General features: G+C 68.2%; 18 protein-coding genes and 1 tRNA gene. 12 read left to right on the top strand and 7 right to left on the bottom strand.

All coding sequences use genetic code 11. The annotated features are described in order from the left end of the window. Window positions 1–3: 3 nt before the first annotated feature. The 3 genes from BTH_RS08270 to BTH_RS08255 all read right to left on the bottom strand — a co-directional run bounded on the left by BTH_RS08270 (window position 4) and on the right by BTH_RS08255 (window position 4367). Window positions 4–1611 carry a cbb3-type cytochrome c oxidase subunit I gene (locus BTH_RS08270; RefSeq protein ID WP_009897534.1) on the bottom strand — a complete coding sequence of 536 codons (1608 nt, stop codon included), beginning with the start codon at window positions 1609–1611 and terminating at the stop codon, window positions 4–6. A gap of 544 nt (window positions 1612–2155) precedes the next feature. Continuing rightward, a complete protein-coding gene (locus BTH_RS08260) occupies window positions 2156–3145 on the bottom strand; it encodes a malate dehydrogenase (protein WP_009897532.1) in 990 nt (329 codons plus the stop codon). 76 nt (window positions 3146–3221) lie between these two features. After that, the gene (locus BTH_RS08255; RefSeq protein WP_011401334.1) at window positions 3222–4367 is read right to left on the bottom strand and encodes a TDT family transporter; all 1146 of its coding nucleotides are present in this window, start codon (window positions 4365–4367) and stop codon (window positions 3222–3224) included. Window positions 4368–4475: 108 nt separating this feature from the next. Between BTH_RS08255 and BTH_RS08250 the strand changes: the two genes are divergently transcribed. After that, window positions 4476–5375 (top strand): LysR family transcriptional regulator, encoded by a 900-nt coding sequence (locus BTH_RS08250; RefSeq protein WP_009897529.1) that lies wholly within the window; start codon window positions 4476–4478, stop codon window positions 5373–5375. Between the two features lie 235 nt (window positions 5376–5610). Here the strand turns inward: BTH_RS08250 and BTH_RS08245 are convergent. After that, window positions 5611–5695, bottom strand: a tRNA-Leu gene (locus BTH_RS08245). A 20-nt stretch (window positions 5696–5715) separates the two neighbouring features. After that, a complete protein-coding gene (locus tag BTH_RS35870; protein ID WP_009897527.1) occupies window positions 5716–6066 on the bottom strand; it encodes a biotin/lipoyl-binding protein in 351 nt (116 codons plus the stop codon). A gap of 313 nt (window positions 6067–6379) precedes the next feature. On the opposite strand from BTH_RS35870, the gene soxR reads away from it, so the two are divergent. Continuing rightward, window positions 6380–6850 carry a redox-sensitive transcriptional activator SoxR gene (gene soxR, locus BTH_RS08235; protein WP_009897525.1) on the top strand — a complete coding sequence of 157 codons (471 nt, stop codon included), beginning with the start codon at window positions 6380–6382 and terminating at the stop codon, window positions 6848–6850. A gap of 120 nt (window positions 6851–6970) precedes the next feature. Here soxR and BTH_RS08230 read toward each other — a convergent pair whose 3' ends face one another. Then, on the bottom strand, window positions 6971–7795 hold the full coding sequence (locus BTH_RS08230; protein WP_009897523.1) for an IclR family transcriptional regulator: 825 nt from the start codon (window positions 7793–7795) through the stop codon (window positions 6971–6973). Window positions 7796–7969: 174 nt separating this feature from the next. Between BTH_RS08230 and BTH_RS08225 the strand changes: the two genes are divergently transcribed. The 10 genes from BTH_RS08225 to BTH_RS08175 all read left to right on the top strand — a co-directional run bounded on the left by BTH_RS08225 (window position 7970) and on the right by BTH_RS08175 (window position 17488). Then, a complete protein-coding gene (locus tag BTH_RS08225) occupies window positions 7970–8983 on the top strand; it encodes a sugar ABC transporter substrate-binding protein (protein WP_009897522.1) in 1014 nt (337 codons plus the stop codon). Then, window positions 8980–10518 (top strand): sugar ABC transporter ATP-binding protein, encoded by a 1539-nt coding sequence (locus BTH_RS08220; RefSeq protein ID WP_009897521.1) that lies wholly within the window; start codon window positions 8980–8982, stop codon window positions 10516–10518. Before BTH_RS08225 ends, BTH_RS08220 begins: the two co-directional genes overlap by 4 nt. Continuing rightward, window positions 10508–11533: an ABC transporter permease gene (locus BTH_RS08215; RefSeq protein ID WP_009897520.1), complete on the top strand. Its 1026-nt coding sequence runs from the start codon at window positions 10508–10510 to the stop codon at window positions 11531–11533. Before BTH_RS08220 ends, BTH_RS08215 begins: the two co-directional genes overlap by 11 nt. Beyond that, window positions 11530–11850, top strand: a complete 321-nt coding sequence (locus tag BTH_RS08210; RefSeq protein WP_009897519.1) for a UxaA family hydrolase — start codon at window positions 11530–11532, stop codon at window positions 11848–11850. The genes BTH_RS08215 and BTH_RS08210 overlap by 4 nt, the downstream gene beginning before the upstream one ends. A 34-nt stretch (window positions 11851–11884) precedes the next feature. After that, window positions 11885–13231: a UxaA family hydrolase gene (locus BTH_RS08205; RefSeq protein ID WP_009907795.1), complete on the top strand. Its 1347-nt coding sequence runs from the start codon at window positions 11885–11887 to the stop codon at window positions 13229–13231. 262 nt (window positions 13232–13493) lie between these two features. Next, window positions 13494–14333: an amidohydrolase family protein gene (locus tag BTH_RS08195; RefSeq protein ID WP_009897515.1), complete on the top strand. Its 840-nt coding sequence runs from the start codon at window positions 13494–13496 to the stop codon at window positions 14331–14333. Window positions 14334–14491: 158 nt separating this feature from the next. Beyond that, entirely contained in the window at window positions 14492–15235 is a 744-nt protein-coding gene (locus BTH_RS08190) for an SDR family oxidoreductase (protein ID WP_009897514.1), read from the top strand. A 59-nt stretch (window positions 15236–15294) separates the two neighbouring features. Then, window positions 15295–16137, top strand: coding sequence for an ureidoglycolate lyase (locus BTH_RS08185; RefSeq protein ID WP_009897513.1), 843 nt, complete (start codon window positions 15295–15297; stop codon window positions 16135–16137). 196 nt (window positions 16138–16333) lie between these two features. After that, window positions 16334–17110, top strand: a complete 777-nt coding sequence (locus BTH_RS08180; RefSeq protein ID WP_009897511.1) for an SDR family oxidoreductase — start codon at window positions 16334–16336, stop codon at window positions 17108–17110. Window positions 17111–17149: 39 nt separating this feature from the next. Continuing rightward, window positions 17150–17488 (top strand): L-rhamnose mutarotase, encoded by a 339-nt coding sequence (locus BTH_RS08175; RefSeq protein ID WP_009897510.1) that lies wholly within the window; start codon window positions 17150–17152, stop codon window positions 17486–17488. A 16-nt stretch (window positions 17489–17504) separates the two neighbouring features. Here the strand turns inward: BTH_RS08175 and BTH_RS08170 are convergent, their stop codons facing one another. Then, complete coding sequence (locus BTH_RS08170) at window positions 17505–18122, bottom strand: TetR/AcrR family transcriptional regulator (protein ID WP_009897509.1); 618 nt, start codon at window positions 18120–18122, stop codon at window positions 17505–17507. Window positions 18123–18140 lie beyond the last annotated feature (18 nt).

Below are 18140 nucleotides of genomic sequence, written 5' to 3'. Positions count from 1 at the left end.
CGTCTAATGCCATGCATCGGCTGCGACCGGCGATACGGGTTGCCGGTCCGCACGCATGGCAAGCAGCTTGCAGAAGTGGAAGGCGAATACGAAATGGCCGAGCGTCATCAGCGCGCCGCCGACCGTGCGGGCAGCCAGGTACGGCAGCGTTACCGTCACCGATGCCATGAACGGTTGCTTCGGATCGAGCATCGCGAGCCCCTGAAGCACGCCGCCGATGGTCAGCGACACGAAGTAGATGCCGATTCCCGCCACGACCAGCCAGAAGTGCCACGCGATCAGCTTCGGGAACGGCCATTCCCGGTCCGCGACGCGCGGCATCAGAAAATAGATCGCGCCGAACATGATCAGCGAATAGAAGCCATAGACGCCCAGATGAGCGTGGCCGATCGTGTATTGCGTGAAGTGAACGACGCGATTGAACGAGCGGATCGCCTCGAGCGAACCTTGCATCGACACGAGCGTGTACAGCGCCGACCCCAGCGCGATGAAGCGCAGCGGATACGATTGCTTCAGCGCGGCGCCATGTCCGCGGAGCGTCATCATGTGGTTGATCGCCACCGCGATGACGGGCACCACCATCATCACGCTCTGCACGACCGACACCGTCACGATCCATTCCGGAACCGGCCCGCCGATCAGATGGTGAATGCCTGCCTGGCTGTAGAACATCGCCAGCGCCCAGAAGCCGATGAGGGACAGGTTGTAGGAATGAATCGGCCGGCCGACGATCTTCGCGATCAGGTAATACGCGGCGCCGAGACCGAGCGGCGTCAGCCAGAGGCCGAGGACGTTGTGCGCGAACCACCAGTTGACGATCGCCGATTCGACGCCGAAGTGCATGTGCGGCACTTTTGCGACGGCGTAGAGAATCGGGAACCAGAGCAACGCCGCGGCCAGGTACCAGACGGAAACATAGAGATGGTCCACCGTTCGCCGGCGAAGTGTGAGCAGCAGCGGAACAGCGGCCAGCGCGCCGGCGATCGCGAGCAGCATGCCGATCTGCCACGGAATTTCGAGCCATTCCATGCCGTCGCTCCAGCCGAACAGAATCGCCGCGCAACCCGCCGCGACGCCGAGGTTCCAGAGCACGGCCCCCGCAATCGCGAAGCGCGCCCCCGCCAATCGGGTTTTGAGCAGGCGAGGGAACAGCCATAGCGCGACGCCGATTCCGGCCATCGACGCCCAACCGTACGTCACGATGTTCAGATGCACGACACGCGTGCGGCCAAACGTGATCAGCGGCGACGTCGAAAGCCAGTCCGGCACCTGGAAGTTCAGCGATGCGAGCATGCCGAACACCGAGCCGAGCAAAAGCCAGCCAACCGACGAAGCGATGAACGCGAGCGCCGCCGCGCTACTCGATCGGTCGGCGCGCAATCGATCCTGAAGCTCGGCTGCGTCGGCGGATGCCGCCCCGCCAACGCGCTCGTGTCCCGATACGCCGGCAAACGTCTCCGCATGGCCGATTTCGCCTTGGGCGAAGATCACCTCGGCGGCGGACTGCCCCATCTTCAGGAGGCCGTTCGACTGAGCCCAGATGAACACGAACAGTCCGAGCACCGTGATGACGAACGAGAGACTGAGCAGGACGCCCAGAGTGAAATTCATGTGTTATCCCCCCTTGCATTGAGACGAATCGCGCGCGCCGGTTCTCGCCGCCGGCAAGGCCCGTCGCGCACGTTCATGGGCACGCTTATCGCGCTCGTCCCCGGCAGCAGATCGGCACGACGATCGGGATGTCCGCCGACGCTTTCGCGAAAACGGCCGTGTTGAAAGCGGGCAGGGGGAGGGTTGCGTGCGCGGATGCGGCGAACGTCGCGGCGGCCAGGGCCGCGCCCAGCCCGAAGGCGATGCGATGCCGGGCTTGCCGCGCACGGAACGCGCCTGCATTCGCTTCATGATGTCGGTTCAACATGTGTGCTCCTTTTTATTGTTAAGGCATGACTGCCGATAAGGGCGTCGCGATTGAATCTGAAAACCGCAACGTTGCTTCGCGCGACCCATTGGATGCGGCCGCTTGAACACGAGAAGGGAGGAGCCGCGGCAGATTCACGATTCGTTCGTTGTCCGATCGTCCGCCGGACGCCGGGCGAACCGGCCCCGCACGCATTTCCGAAGGATTTCGAAACGCTGGTCGCGCAGGCGTGCCGGCTCAGCGATCGGCAAACAGGCGATTGACCACGTCCGCCTCCTCCTGCAGCTCGCGAACGGACAGGTCGATTCGCTGTCTGGCGAACGCATCGATTCCGATGTCCTTCACGCGCTCGTATCGGCCACCGTCGCAAATCACCGGAACGCCGAACATCAGTCCCGGCGCAATGCCGTACGATCCGTCCGAAGGCACGCTCATCGAGACCCAGCGCCCGTCGCTTCCGAAAATCCAGTCGCGCATCTGGTCGATGGCGGCGTTTGCGGCGGAAGCCGCCGACGATGCGCCTCGCGCCTCGATGATCGCCGTGCCGCGCTGCGCCACCTTCGGGATGAAGCTCTCGCGGTACCAGTTCTCATCGTTGATCAGGTCTTTCACGAGACGCCGCCCGATGCGCGCGTGACGATAGTCGGGAAACATCGTGGGCGAGTGATTTCCCCATACGACCATGTCGGCGATCGAGTCGACATCGACATTGCATCGCTGCGCCAGCATCGACACGGCGCGGTTGTGATCGAGGCGGATCATGGCCGAGATGGCGTCGTCCGGCAGATCGGGCGCGAATCGGCGCAGGATCGATGCGTTGGTGTTCGCGGGATTGCCGACGACCAGCACCTTTACGTCCCTGCTCGCGGCCTCGTTGAGCGCGCGCCCCTGGGTGCGGAAGATCGCGGCATTTTCCGCCAGCAGATCGCGCCGCTCCATTCCTTTCGTGCGCGGCTTCGAGCCGACCAGGAAGGCGTAATCGGCGTTGAGAAATGCCGCGTGCGGATCGGTGGCCACCTGGATTTCCTTGAGCAACGGAAACGCGCAATCCTGAAGCTCCATCACGACACCCTGGACGGCGCCGTAGGCTTGCGGCAGGTCCAGCAGTTGCAGGATCACGGGCTGATCCTCTCCAAGCAGGTCGCCCTGCGCGATTCGAAACAGCAGAGAGTAGGCAATCTGTCCGGCCGCGCCCGACACGGCAATGCGCTTTGCTTCAGTGTTCATATCGACCTCTCGTTTTCCTGGAAGAATTCATCGCATGGCGGTTCGGCAGCCGCCCGTTCCGTCGCATGCGGGCGTATCACGCGGTGGCCGCGGCGCGTGTCTCGAGGCATGGCGCGTGGAACAACCGACCTTGCAAAACCAGCCGCAACGTATTGGTTAGCACGACGCCCCAGAAGCAGGCGAGCATCGCGGCGAGCAACGTTCCGGCGACCCCGAACGCGGCGATTCCGGTCACGCGATGAATCGCCAGCGTCGCGGCGGTATAGACGCCAAGCGGAAACGTAAAGCCCCACCAGCCAAGGTTGAATTGCATTCCGTCCTTGCGGTAGCGCATCGTGAACAGCGCGGCAATCACAAGCCACCAGACACCCGCGCTCCAGAGCAGCAGTGCGCAGGCCAACCCCAGCTCGCTGGCCATTGCGCCAAGCTGCGCGAATGCGGTGTCCCGGAATGCATCCGCGGCAACCCGACCGAGGCCGAGAATCCCGAGCGCGCCGGTTCCGATCGGCCCGAGCGTCAGCCAGCTCGACGGAGCGAGATCGCGATGCGGCAACTTGTGGATGACAAGACGGAAGAAGACGATGGTCAGGACGGCAAACGCAAGCGACAGCGAAATCGCCCAAAGCGCATAGCCGATGCCGATGACGGCGCGCGCGGTCTGCATCGGCAGATACGGCGCGATCACGGCGGCGCTCGACGCCGCCACTTCCGGCGCGACGAGCGGCAACAGGAGCACCGCGCTCACGCGCTCGAACGCATGGTTCTGCTCGGCGAACATCAGGTACGGCACGCCGATTGCAATCGCGATCGCCAGCAGCGAATCGAAGCACCAGAGATAGAAGGCGACCTGATACGCGAGCGGCCCGACGTGCGGCGCCGCGAACAGCACGCAACCGTTGATGATGGGCACGAGCCCCATCGGAATCGCACCGAGAAACATCGACTGCAACGGATGATGCAGCATCGGCCGGATCGTCTCCGGGTGGCGCGACACACGCAACAGGAGCATCGCGACACACACCGTGTAGAGCACGATGTTGATGCTCCAGAGCGTCGCGGCGATCGACTGCTGGCCGGCGAAGCGAACGGGCAACGCAACCAGGACAAGTGAAACGATGCCGTTGCCCATCGACATCGCGAACCAATTCGGTGTGAACTGCCGGACCTTGTCAGCCAATGGCTGCCTGGGTGAAGCGACTGTATCGGGAACGTAGCTGGCCATCTTGATCTCCATCGATTGCCGATGTCGACAAGAATAAAATTCGGCTTGACATATTAAAAATACATAAAGATTATGTGATCCATATGTTTTTTATATTGATGGGCCGCGATGAACTTTACGCATCTCTCTGCCTTTCTGGCCGTGGTCGAAGCCGGTAGCGTCACTGGCGCGTCGGCGCGCCTGCACGTCAGTCAGCCCGCGCTGACGCGCGAGATCCGCGATTTGGAGGAGCGGCTTGGGGTCGTGTTGTTCGACCGGCGGCCGCGCGGCATGAGCCCGACGGAGGCTGGCCGGCTGCTTGCCGGCTATGCGAAACGCATATTCGCGCTGACGGACGAAGCCGAAGCCGCGCTCGACGAATTTTCCGGGCTCGTGCGGGGCAACCTCAAACTCGCCGCCAGCCGGACGATCGGCAGTTACCTGTTGCCGCCGGTTCTTGACGTGTTCTGCGATCGATATCCGGGCGTGACGATCGACGTCGCGGAAATGAACACGGAGCTTGTCGAAGCCGCGCTGCTAACTTACGAACGCCAGCTTGGCTTCGTCGAGGGCGCCTATGACACCACGGCGTTCGACTCGATGGTGTTCGGCCGGGATACGCTGCTTGCCGTCGCGGCGTCTTCGCATCCGCTCGCGCGCAAGCACAGGGTAGGCGTTCAGGATATTGCGGATTGCGACGTGCTGTCCCGCGAACCCGGCTCGGGAACACGTAACGCCGTCGAGACCGCGTTCGCCGAGCACGGGCTCGAGTTTGCGCCGCGCCTGTCGGTTGGTAGTGCGGAAGCGATGAACCGCCTGCTGCTGCGCGGCAATGCGATCGCTTGGGTATCGCGCTTCACGATTGAAGCGGAGCTGGAAGCGGGGGCCCTCGTTCCGTTGCGAGTCACGGACATGACCGTCGAACGTGATCTCACGATCATTTGGCACAAGGGCGCAACACTCAGCCCGAGCGCACGCATATTCCGCGATCTGCTCGTCGAGCAGGCCCGAGCGCGAGCGGCGCCGTGAACGCCCGGGACCAACCCGTGCCGGCTCACGTTCGCGCCACGCGTTGGTGTCCCAAGCGCGCGGTTGCGCCGGACCAACCCTTCCCAGAGCACATGGCGGCGATGCCGCCCGCGTGCAGGGGGCGGCGTCGCTCGCCCGGGCAGTCGTCCGGGCAGGTCAATGAAAGCAAAAAACCCGCGAAGCCTTGAGCTGTCGCGGGTTTCAGGACGTTCCAGGAACTCCGTGGAACTGTATTTGGTGCCCAGGGCGGGATTTGAACCCGCATGCCTTTCGGCGCTACCCCCTCAAGATAGTGCGTCTACCAATTTCGCCACCTGGGCAAGGGGCGCAATTTTAACGGCTAAATGAATTTTTGTGAACTGTCTCGCAGCCGGCGGCGGGACGTGCGCCGAACGGCCGTCGTGCGCGGTCGCCGATGATTCGCGAGGCCGGCCGCCGCGCCGATTTCCGCTTGTCGACGCAACGCGCCGGCACGCTCCGGCGACGGCGGCCTTGGCCGCGCGCAGGTCCGCGCGCGCCCGCGCGCGAGCCGCGCCTGCGCGAGGCCCGCCGCCGCGCGGGCGCGCCGCAATTGCGCGTTTGCCTTGTCGAGCGCGATCCGGTATGGGCGCGGATCGATGACGAGCAGCACCGCGCCTTGCGCGAGCGCATCGCCTTCCTCGTACGCGGCGCGCTGCAGGTAGCCGCTCACGCGCGGCTTCAGCTCGACCGCATCGACCGCTTCGACGGCGGCCGTTGAATACGTCGGCCAGGCGCACCGTGCGCGCCGCGACCGTCGTCACGCCGACCTTCGGGGCGGCCGACGCCGCATCGCCGCCTTTGCCTTTGCCTTTGCCTTTGCCGCAGCCGCAGCCGGCGAGCGCGAGCGGCAGCGCGCCGCCCGCGAGCCGGGACGGCCCCCGGCGTAGAGCGAGAAAGCGCATGTTGCCTCGCCATGCATTAGACTTGGCCGCACAGCTTGCAAATTGAAGTTAACTTCAAGTAGAGATTCCGGAGGCGAAGCAATGCGTTGCAAAAGTGGTGAAAATGACCCGCTGCTGTCGATCGGCGAAGTGTCGGCGCGCAGCGGCGTGGCCGCGTCCGCGCTGCGGTTCTACGAGTCGCGCGGGCTGATCGCGTCGCACCGGCGCGGCTCGAGCCATCGCTACTACCCGCGCTCGGTGCTGCGCCGCATCGCGTTCATCGTGTTCGCGCAGCGGATCGGCTATTCGCTCGACGAGATCGCGGTGCAACTCGCGAGCCTGCCGGCCGACACGCTGCCGACGAACCGGGACTGGCAGCGCCTGTCGCGGGAGTGGAAGAAGCGCGTCGCGGACAAGATCGAGGAATTGCAGCGGCTCTACGTCGATCTCGACGAATGCATCGGCTGCGGATGCCTGTCGCTCAAGCGCTGCAAGCTGACGAATCCCGACGACCGCGCGTCGCGCGGCGGCCCGGGCGCGCGGCGGTGGCTCGGCGATCCGCCGGCGGTTTGACCGGCCGAACGCGCGGCTTCGCCGCAACGCGCGGCCGGCGAAGCCGCGCGTTGCGCGCGTCTCGCTTGGTTCGCGAGACGCGCCGCGTGATTCGCGATTCGCCTCGCGCCGGCGCGATCGTCACACGGCCGCCTCGCCGACCATCGACAAGCCCGCCGCCGTGTCGTGCAGCAGCGCGACGACCGCGTCGAGCGGCGGCGCGACGTATGCGTCGATCCGGCGAATGTACGGGCACGTGAGTACGGCGATCGCGTGGCCCGCCGGGCCGAGAATCGGATGCGTGACGTCGGTGACGCCGAACATCTGGCGGCTGTCCTGCTGCACGTGCCCGGCCGCGCGGATCGCGTCGAGGCGCGCGTCGAGATTGCGCGCGGCGAGCGGCTGCTCGCCTTTCACCTTCGTATGCTCGGCGAGCATGTGCGCGCGTTGCTCGGCGGACTGGAACGCGAGCATCGCGTGGCCCGACGCGGTGTCGACGAGCCCGACGCGCGAGCCGAGTTTCACCGACATCCCCCAGATGCCGGGCCCGTCGACCTGCGCGATCACGAGCAGGTTGCCCCGATCGTAGACGGACAGGTGGCACGACTGCTCGGCCGCGTCCGCGAAGCGCTGCATCGGCGGCAGCGCCTCGGCGATCAGCCGGTGCATCGGCGGGTGCCGGTGCGCGAGCGCATACAGCTTCAGGCTCAGCGAATAACGATCGCCGCCCGGCGAGCGGATCACGTACTGGCGCGCGACGAGCCGCTCCAGCATCCGGTAGATCTCGCTCGCGTTGCGGCCGAGCTCTTTCGTGATTTCCGTGCGCGTCAAGCCGTCCTTGCGTTCGGACAGCAGCTCGAGGATGTCGAGCCCCTTGTCGAGCGCCGGCGCGCGATAGCGATCCGCGTCGTCGAGATCCTGCGGTTCGTCGGCGGGGCCGGCCGGTCGGGGTTTCCTGGCGTTCATGTTGTCGATCGGGTGCGTCGGATGGAAACAAGGATAGGGAAAGTACGCAGTCATTCTGCGCCACGGTCTCCTTGACTTCAAAAAGTCCGTATATAAATAATAATTTCGCCAATAAACATATGGCAACGGTCCGCGTAGCGGGCCGAAAAACATCAGAGGAAACAGGAGGCAGGCATGACGTGGATCAATCGCGGGCGAGCACTCGCCGGGTGCGCCGCGCTGGCGTGGGCGCTTGCCGCCGCGCCGGCGGGCGCGGACACGGGCAAGGTCGGGCTCGACCTGCCCTTGCTGACTTCGCCGTTCTGGCAGTCGTACAACAACTATCTGCTGCATTACGCGAAGGACATGCAGATCGATGCGCTCGCGCCCGTCAATTCGAATGGCGATCCCGCGCAGCAGATCACGGACATGAACAACCTGTTGAATCTCGGCGCGAAGGGCATCGTCGTCGGGCCGCTCGATTCGGCGGCGATCGGCCGCGCGCTCGACGCGGCGGCCGCGCGCAACGTGCCCGTCGTCGCCGTCGACGTCGCGCCGACGCAGGGCAAGGTCGCGATGGTCGTGCGCGCCGATAATCGCGCGTACGGCGAGAAGGCGTGCAAGTACCTCGGCGAGCACGTGCAAAAGGGCAAGGTCGTGCAGATCATGGGCGATCTCGCGTCGGTGAACGGGCGCGATCGCTCCGAGGCGTTCCGCGCGTGCATGAAGGGTTATCCGCACCTGCAGGTGCTCGAGATCCCGGCCGCGTGGAAGGGCGACGTCGCGGCCACCGCGCTCGACAGCCTGCTGACCGCGAACCCGGACGTGAAGGGCATCTACATGCAGGCGGGCGGCGTCTATCTGTCGCCGACGCTGCAGACGCTGCGCCGCAAGCAGATGCTGTATCCGGCAGGCGGCGCGAAGCACGTGGTGATCGTGAGCAACGACGGCATCCCGCAGGAATACGAAGCGATCCGCCGCGGCGATATCGACGCGACCGTGTCGCAGCCCGCCGACCTGTACGCGCGCTACGGGCTCTTCTACATCAAGGCGGCGCTCGCCGGCCAGACGTTCAAGCCGGGGCCGACCGATCACGGCAGCGTGATCGTGCAGCGCGCGCCCGGCATTCTCGAGGACCAACTGCCGGCGCCGCTCGTGACGAAGGCGAACGTCGACGACAAGAGCCTGTGGGGCAACACGATCAAATGAACGCGATCATCGCCGCCGTCGGCGCGGATGCCGGCGCGCCCGTCGTCGAGGCGCGCGCCGTCACGAAGCGCTTCGGCCCGCATGTCGCGCTCGCGGAGGTCGACCTGTGCGTGCGGCCGGGCGAGTCGCACGCGCTCGTCGGCCGCAACGGCGCGGGCAAGTCGACGCTCGTATCGATCCTCACCGGGCTGCGCAAGCCGGACGCGGGCGTCGTGCGCTTCGGCGGCGAGGATGCGCCGCCGCTCGCCGATCGCGACGGCTGGCGCGCGCGCGTCGCGTGCGTCTATCAGCACTCGACGATCATCCGCGAGCTCACCGTCGCGGAGAACCTGTTCATCAACCGGCAGCCGACGAGGCGCGGTGCGATCGACTGGCGTGCGCTGCGGCGCGATGCGCGCGCGCTGCTCGATCACTGGCGGATCGACGTCGGCGAGCGCACGCGCGCGGGCGACCTGACCGTCGAGGCGCGCCAGCTCGTCGAGATCGCGCGGGCGCTGTCGTACGGCGCGCGCTTCATCATCCTCGACGAGCCGACCGCGCAGCTCGACGGCGACGAGATCAAGCGGTTGTTCGCGCGAATTCGCGAGCTGCAGCGCGACGGCGTGACGTTCCTGTTCATCTCGCATCACCTGCAGGAGGTGTATGACATCTGCCAGGCGGTGACGGTGCTGCGCGATGCGCGGCGCATCGTCAGCGCGCCCGTGGCGGCGCTGCCGCGCGACGCGCTGATCGAGGCGATGACGGGCGAGCGTGGCGGGCTCGCCGTGGCCGACGCGGCGCGCCGCCCGCCGCTGCCGGCCGATGCGCCGCGCGCGCTCGAAGTGGACGGCCTCGCGGGAGGCGATTACGCGCGCGTGTCGTTTAGCGTGCGGCGCGGCGAGGTCGTGGGGCTCGCCGGCGCGACGAGCAGCGGCCGCACGAGCGTCGCCGAGGCCGTGGCCGGATTGCGCGCGCCGCGCGCGGGCGCGATTCGCATCGACGGCGACGCGCTGCCGCCCGGCGACGTGAGCGCCGCGCTCGCGCGCGGCGTCGGCTGCGTGCCGAAGGACCGCCATCGCGAAGGGCTCGTGCTCGGCGAATCGGTGGCGGAGAACGCGTCGATGACGATCGCGGGCGCGCTCGGGCGCTTCGGGCTCGCGCCGCCCGCGAAGAAGCACGCGTTCGGCGCGCGGATGATCGACGCGCTGGGGATCGTCGCGCAAGGGCCGCGGCAGCCGGTATCGGGGCTGTCGGGCGGCAATCAGCAGAAGGTCGTGATGGCGCGCGCGCTCGCGAACGATCCGCGCGTGCTCGTGCTGATCGATCCGACCGCGGGCGTCGACGTGAAATCGAAGGAGGCGCTGCTCGCCGTCGTCGAGCGCGTGCGCGACGACGGCAAGGCGGTGCTCGTCGCGTCGGGCGAGCTCGACGATCTGCGCACCTGCGACCGCGTGCTCGTGATGTTTCGCGGGCGCATCGTCGCCGAATTTCCGGCCGGCTGGCAGGACAACGAATTGATTGCATCCATCGAAGGAGTCGACGCTCATGAAGTCTAGTCTGACGAGTCCCGCGCTGCCGCCGGGGCCGGCGCGCGACGTCGCGCGCCAGCCGTTCGAGATCGCGCGGCTGCGCGATCTCGCGCTGCTGCCCGCGCTCGTGCTGCTGATGGCGATCGGCGCGTTCGTGAGCCCGAGCTTTCTCACGAAGGCGAACCTGATCAGCGTGCTCGGCGCGTCGGCGGCGCTCGCGCTCGTCGTGCTCGCCGAATCGCTGATCGTGCTGACGGGCAAGTTCGACCTGTCGCTCGAATCGACGGTCGGCATCGCGCCCGCTGTCGGCGCGATGCTCGTGATGCCGGCCTCGTCCGCGGGCTTCGGCCTGCAGTGGCCCGCCGCGGCGGGGCTCGCCGCGATCGTCGCGGTCGGCGCGCTGATCGGCTTCGTCAACGGCTTTCTCGTCGTGCGCATGCGCCTGAACGCGTTCATCGTCACGCTCGCGATGCTGATCGTGCTGCGCGGGATGCTCGTCGGCGCGACGAAGGGCGGCACGCTGTTCGACATGCCGCCGTCGTTCTTCGCGCTCGCGACGACGATCGTGTTCGGCTTGCCGCTGTCGGTGTGGCTCGCGGCGGCCGTGTTCGGCTGCGCGGCGTTCATGCTGCGCTACCACCGGCTCGGCCGCGCGCTATACGCGATCGGCGGCAACGGCGAGGCCGCGCGCGCGGCGGGCATCCGCGTCGAGCGGATCACGTGGGGCGTGTTCGTGCTCGGCAGCACGCTCGCGTCGATCGGCGGCCTCGTCGTCACGGGCTACGTCGGCGCGATCAACGCGAACCAGGGCAACGGGATGATCTTCACGGTGTTCGCGGCCGCGGTGATTGGCGGGATCTCGCTCGACGGCGGCAAGGGCACGATGCTCGGCGCGCTGACGGGCGTGCTGTTGCTCGGCGTCGTCCAGAACCTGCTCACGCTCGCGCAGGTGCCGTCGTTCTGGATTCAGGCGATCTACGGCGCGATCATCCTGGGCGCGCTGATGATCGCGCGCGTCGCGGGCGGCGAGGGGCAGGCATGAGTGCGCCCGCCACCGATGCGCGGCTGTTGCTGCTGTCGCCCGGCGACAACTGCCTGATCGCGGCGACGCGCCTGTGCGCCGGGCAGCGCGTGACGATCGACGGCGAGTGCGTCGTGCTCGCGCAGACGATCGAGCTCGGCCACAAGATCGCGCGCGCGCCGCTCGCGGCGAGCGACAAGGTGCTGCGCTACGGCGCGCCGATCGGCCACGTGATCCGCGACGTCGCGCGCGGCGAGCATCTGCACACGCACAACCTCGTGAGCGATTACCTGCCGACGTACACGCACGACTCGGGCCGCGCGTTCGTCGAGCGTTGACGCGGCCGCAACCGTTTATTCAGGTGAACCATTCATGTCAATGACAGTTTCGACGCCGGGTTCCACGGCGATTCCCGCCGAAGGCGGGCACATGCCGCCCGACGGCGTGCGCCGCGCGGTGCTCGCCGGCTACCCGCGCGGCGACGGGCGCAAGGGCATCCGCAACGTCGTCGCGGTCGCATATCTCGTCGAGTGCGCGCATCACGTCGCGCGCGAGATCGTCGCGCAATTCCGCGCACCGCTGCGCTTCGGCCGGGACGCCGCGCCCGGGGCCGACGAGCCGAGCGTGCATCTGATCGGCTTTCCGGGCTGCTATCCGAACGGCTACGCGGAAAAGATGATCGAGCGGCTCGCGACGCATCCGAACGTCGGCGCGGTGCTGTTCGTGTCGCTCGGCTGCGAGAGCATGAACAAGCACTACCTCGTCGGCGCGGTGCGCGCGAGCGGCCGCCCGGCCGGCGTGCTGACGATCCAGGACGCGGGCGGCACGTTGAGCACGATCGGCGCGGGCGTCGACTGGGTGCGCGGCGCTCGCGCGACGCTCGCGAAGCAGCGCAAGGCGCCGATGGGCATCGACGAGCTGATCGTCGGCACGATCTGCGGCGGCTCGGACGGCACGAGCGGCATCACCGCGAATCCGGCCGTCGGCCGCGCGTTCGATCTGCTCGTCGAGCAGGGCGCGGCGTGCCTGTTCGAGGAGACGGGCGAGCTCGTCGGCTGCGAATATCACATGCAGAGCCGCGCCGCGCGGCCCGAGCTTGGCCGCGAGATCGTCGCGTGCGTGCAGAAGGCGCAGCGCTATTACTCGATCCTCGGGCACGGCAGCTTCGCGGTCGGCAACGCGGACGGCGGACTCACGACGCAGGAGGAGAAATCGCTCGGCGCGTACGCGAAGAGCGGCGCGTCGCCGATCGTCGGCATCGTGAAGCCGGGCGACGTGCCGCCGACGCCGGGCCTCTATCTGCTCGACGTCGTGCCGGACGGCGAGCCGCGCTTCGGATTCCCGAACATCAGCGACAACGCGGAGATCGCCGAGCTGATCGCATGCGGCGCGCACGTGATCCTGTTCACGACGGGACGGGGGTCGGTGGTGGGCTCCGCGCTCGCGCCCGTCGTCAAGGTGTGCGCGAACCCGGCGACGTACCGCAAGCTCGAAGGCGACATGGACATCGACGCAGGCCGCATCCTCGAAGGCCGCGCGACGCTCGACGAAGTCGGGCGCGAGATTTTCGCGAAGACGCTGGCGGTTGCGAGTGGCGCGACGTCGAAATCGGAGGCGCTCGGCCATCAGGAGTTCATCCTGACGTACAAGGCGTTCGAGCCGCTCGGGCCCGCGTGCCTGCCCGTCGCGGGGCCGCTGCGCGCGCGGCGGCCGGCATGAGCGGGGCGGCGCGGCGGATGGCGGCGGCGGTGAGGCGGTGCGTTGTCGCCGGACGATGGGCGATGCGTGCGTGCCGCGCCGGCGCGGGCTGGCGATCGCGCGGCCGTCGCGATGCGCGCGGCATGTGCGGCATAGGCGGCATGCGCTGCGCGCTGCGCGCGCGCGAGGCCGCGCCTCGGCGATCCGATGCCGAGGCGATCGGCGGCGCGATCGGTGCGGCGTCGGACGCGGCGGCGACGCCGTCGGCCGGGTGGAGCGGCACGTGACCGACATCATCGACGCCCATCAGCATTACTGGAACCCCGCGCGCGGCGACTACGGCTGGCTCACGCCCGCGCTCGCGCCGCTGTATCGCCCGTTCGGTCCCGCCGATCTCGCGCCGCTGCGCGCGGCGGCGGGCGTCGCCCGCACGATCGCCGTGCAGGCGGCGCCGACCGTCGACGAGACCCGTTATCTGCTCGACCTCGCGCGGCGCGATCCGTCGATCGCGGGCGTGGTCGGCTGGGTGCCGCTCGATGCGCCCGATGCGCGCGACACGCTCGCGGCGCTCGCGCGCGATCCGGCGCTCAAGGGGGTGCGCCCGATGCTGCAGGACTTGCCCGACGCGGCATGGATCGCGAGCGCGGCGCTCGCGCCCGCGATCGACGCGCTCGTCGAGCTCGACCTCGCGTTCGACGCGCTCGTGACGCCGCGGCATCTGGCGCCGCTCGCGACGTTCGCGCGCCGCTTCCCGCGGCTGCGCATCGTCGTCGATCACGGCGCGAAGCCGCCGATCCGCGCAGGCCGCGCCGCATGGCAACCGTGGGCCGACGGGATCGCGGCGCTCGCCGCGCTGCCGAACGTGCATTGCAAGCTGTCCGGGCTCGTGACCGAGGCCGCGCATGGCTGGCGTCCCGAAACCATCGCGCCGTATGTCGGCCATCTGTTCGACGCGTTCGGCGCGGCGCGGATGATCTGGGGCAGCGACTGGCCGGTGCTGAACCTGAACGGCGACTACGCGGGCTGGCACGCATGCGCGCGCGCGCTGACCGCCGCGCGTTTCGGCGAAAGCGCGTGCGATGCGGTGTTCGGCGCGAACGCCGCCGCGTTCTATCGGCCATGAGCGAAAGGCGCGCGTATCCGGAGCACACGCGATGCGCTTCGGCGCGCCGTTCGCAATCGGCGCCACGCGGGCCGTGAACGGCGAACGCGAGCGGCCGGCGAGACGGCGCGCCGACGACACGTTTCATCCATCGGAAATCATTACACCGGGAGCTGAACATGGGAGACAGACTGGCAGGCAAGACGGCGCTCGTCACGGCCGCCGCGCAGGGCATCGGCCGCGCGGCGGCCGAGCGGCTCGCGCGCGAAGGCGCGCGCGTGATCGCGACGGATCTGCGCATCGACGCGTTGCGCGACGGCCCGTTCGACGCGCGCGTGCTCGACGTGCGCGACGGCGCGGCGATCGGCGCGCTCGCCGACGCGATCGGCCCCGTCGACGCGCTGTTCAACTGCGCGGGCTTCGTCCACGCGGGCTCGGTGCTCGACGCGACCGAGGACGAATGGGACTTCGGCTTCGATCTGAACGTGAAGTCGATGTACCGGACGATCCGCGCGTTCCTGCCCGCGATGCTCGCGCGCGAGCGCGGCTCGATCATCAACATGGCGTCCGCCGCGTCGAGCGTGAAGGGCGTGCCGGACCGGTTCGTCTACGGTGCGACGAAGGCGGCCGTGATCGGCCTGACGAAGTCGGTCGCCGCCGATTTCGTCACGCACGGGATTCGCTGCAATGCGATCTGCCCGGGCACCGTCGAATCGCCGTCGCTCGATGCGCGCATCGTCGAGCAGGCGCGCGCGCGCGGCGAATCGGTCGACGCGGTGCGCGCGGCGTTCGTCGCGCGCCAGCCGATGGGGCGCATCGGCAAGCCGCAGGAAATCGCGGCGCTCGTCGCATATCTCGCGTCCGACGAATCGTCGTTCACGACGGGCGCGATCCATCTGATCGACGGCGGCTGGTCGAACTGAAGCCCGCCGCGAGGCGGCCGCGTCCGCCATCCATTGCCACTCACTTACTGGGCGCATTCATGAAACTGTTGCGATACGGGGCGAAGTCCCACGAAAAACCCGGCCTGCTCGACGCGCAGGGGCGCATTCGCGATCTGTCCGGCGTCATCGACGACGTCGCGGGCAGCGCGCTCGGCCCGGACGCGCTCGCGCGGCTGCGGGCGATCGATCCGGCGAGCCTGCCGCTCGTCGAAGGCGCGCCGCGGCTCGGCGCATGCGTCGGCGGCGTCGGCAAGTTCATCTGCATCGGCCTCAACTATTCGGATCACGCGGCCGAATCCGGCATGGACGTGCCGAGCGAGCCCGTCGTCTTCGGCAAATGGACAAGCGCGATCTGCGGCCCGGACGACGACGTCGAGATCCCGCGCGGCTCGGCGAAGACCGACTGGGAAGTCGAGCTCGGCGTCGTGATCGGCACGGGCGGGCGCTACATCGAGCCGGCGGACGCGCTCGCGCACGTGGCCGGCTATTGCGTGGTCAACGACGTGTCGGAGCGCGCGTACCAGCTCGAGCGCGGCGGCACGTGGGACAAGGGCAAGGGATGCGACACGTTCGGCCCGCTCGGGCCCTGGCTCGTGACGGCCGACGAAGTGCCGGACCCGCACCGGCTGAGACTGTGGCTCGACGTCGACGGCCATCGCTATCAGAATGGCTCGACCGCGACGATGATCTTCCGCGTGCCGTTCCTCGTCAGCTACCTGAGCCGCTTCATGAGCCTGCAGCCGGGCGACGTAATCTCGACGGGCACGCCGCCCGGCGTCGGGCTCGGTCAGAAGCCGCCCGTCTATCTGCGCGCGGGGCAGGTGATGACGGTCGGCATCGAAGGGCTCGGCGAGCAGCGGCAGCGGGTCGTGCAGGGTTGATGCGAGAAGGCGCGCGGCCCGGCGTGGGCAACGGGGCGGCAAGGCGATCGGGCGATTAAGCTGGCTATTGAGCCGGCATCGCGCGCCGGGCACGCGCGATGCCGGCGTCGCTTTCGCCTGCCGTCGCAAGCGATGCGCGGGCGCGGCGCGCCGACGCGTTCGGACGCGACGCCCGTCGACACATCGGAGCACACAAGTGAACCTGAACCTGAAAGACAAGGTCGTGATCGTGACGGGCGGAGGCTCGGGCATCGGCGGCGCGATCACGCTCGCGCTGGCCGAGGAAGGCGCGATTCCGGTCGTGTTCGGCCGCAACCCGCTCGACGACGCGTTCGCCGAGCGCATCCTCGCGTTGCAACCGCGCGCGCGTTTCGTGCGCGTGGAACTCGTCGACGACGCGCGCTGCCGCGAGGCCGTCGAGGAAACGGCCGCGGCGTTCGGCCGGATCGACGGCCTCGTCAACAACGCGGGCATAAACGACGGCGTCGGACTCGACGCGGGCCGCGACGCATTCGTCGCGTCGCTCGAAAACAACCTGATCCACTACTACGTGATCGCGCACTATTGCCTGCCGTACCTGAAGGCGAGCCGCGGCGCGATCGTCAACGTGTCGTCGAAGACGGCGATCACCGGGCAGGGCGGCACGAGCGGCTATTGCGCGTCGAAGGGCGCGCAGCTTTCGCTGACGCGGGAATGGGCGGCGTCGCTCGCGGACGACGGCGTGCGCGTGAACGCGGTGATTCCCGCCGAGGTGATGACGCCGCTCTACGCGAACTGGCTCGCGCAGTTCGACGATCCGGACGCGAAGCTGCAGTCGATCACGCGCAAGATCCCGCTCGGCAAGCGGATGACGAGCGCCGACGAGATCGCGTGGACGACGGTGTTCCTGCTGTCCGAGCGCGCGTCGCACACGACGGGGCAGTGGCTGTTCGTCGACGGCGGCTATACGCATCTCGACCGCGCGCTGACCTGACGCGGCTTCACGAACGATCGATCGACGACGGAGCGCGCGATGCGTTACTGCCTGGCCTTGGACCTGAAGGACGACCCGGATGCGATCGCGCGCTACGAAGCGCATCACGAGCGGATCTGGCCGGAGGTCGCCGCGCATCTTCGCGCGCACGGCGTCGTGGCGATGGAGATCTACCGGCTCGGCACGCGGATGACAATGGTGATGGAAACCGACGACACCCGCTTCGACGCGGCGCGTTTCGATGCCGACGCGCGCGCCGACGCGAAGATCGTCGAATGGGAGGCGCTGATGAGCACGTTTCAGCGGCCGACGCCGTGGACGCCCGCCGGCGTCAAATGGACGCCGATGGCGCGGATCTTCGATCTGTCGAAGCAGTGACGCGCGGCGGCGCGCCTCACGCTTTCGAAACCGACCGCCACGCCGCCGTCGCGAGCGCGTCCCGATACTTGGCGGGCGGCGCCTTGACCCGGCCGCTCAGCCACGCGCGGCAGTAGTTCTCCGATTGACCGACGATCAACGACGGCAGCAGTTCCGCCGGCCACTGCGCCATCTCGTCGCGTTGCGGTGCATGCGCGAACCAGGCGAGCACGCGGCGGTTGCGCGCGCGGTTCCGTTGCGCGAGCTCGTCGGCGCGCGGCCCCGACGCGACCGCGGTGCGCGCCATGAACTGGAACCGCGCGAACTCGGGCTGCGCGCTGACCCAGTCGACATAACTGTGAACGAGCGCCGCGACGCCTTCGCGCGCGGTCGTCGCCCGTTCGAGGTAGTCGGCGAGCAGTTGCGACTGATCCTCGAGCGCGCACAGGAACAGCGCGGCGATCAGGCCGTCCTTGTTGCCGAAATGGTGATAGATGTTGCCGACGCTGGTGTCGCAGCGCTCGCGGATCATGTCGATCGTCGTCGGTTCGAGTCCGTGCTCGTTGAAGCACGCGAGCGCGGTCGCGAGGATCGTGCGCTTCAGGCTCGCGCGATGGCCGGGAAACTGCCGCGTCAGGATGTCGAGGGTAGGCAAGCTGGATGGCGAACGAAA

Source organism: Burkholderia thailandensis E264, from assembly GCF_000012365.1.
In the GTDB taxonomy this organism is placed as follows: Bacteria; Pseudomonadota; Gammaproteobacteria; order Burkholderiales; family Burkholderiaceae; genus Burkholderia; species Burkholderia thailandensis.
Note: the sequence above shows the minus strand (reverse complement) of the source record. Positions and strands in the feature narration are given on the sequence as shown.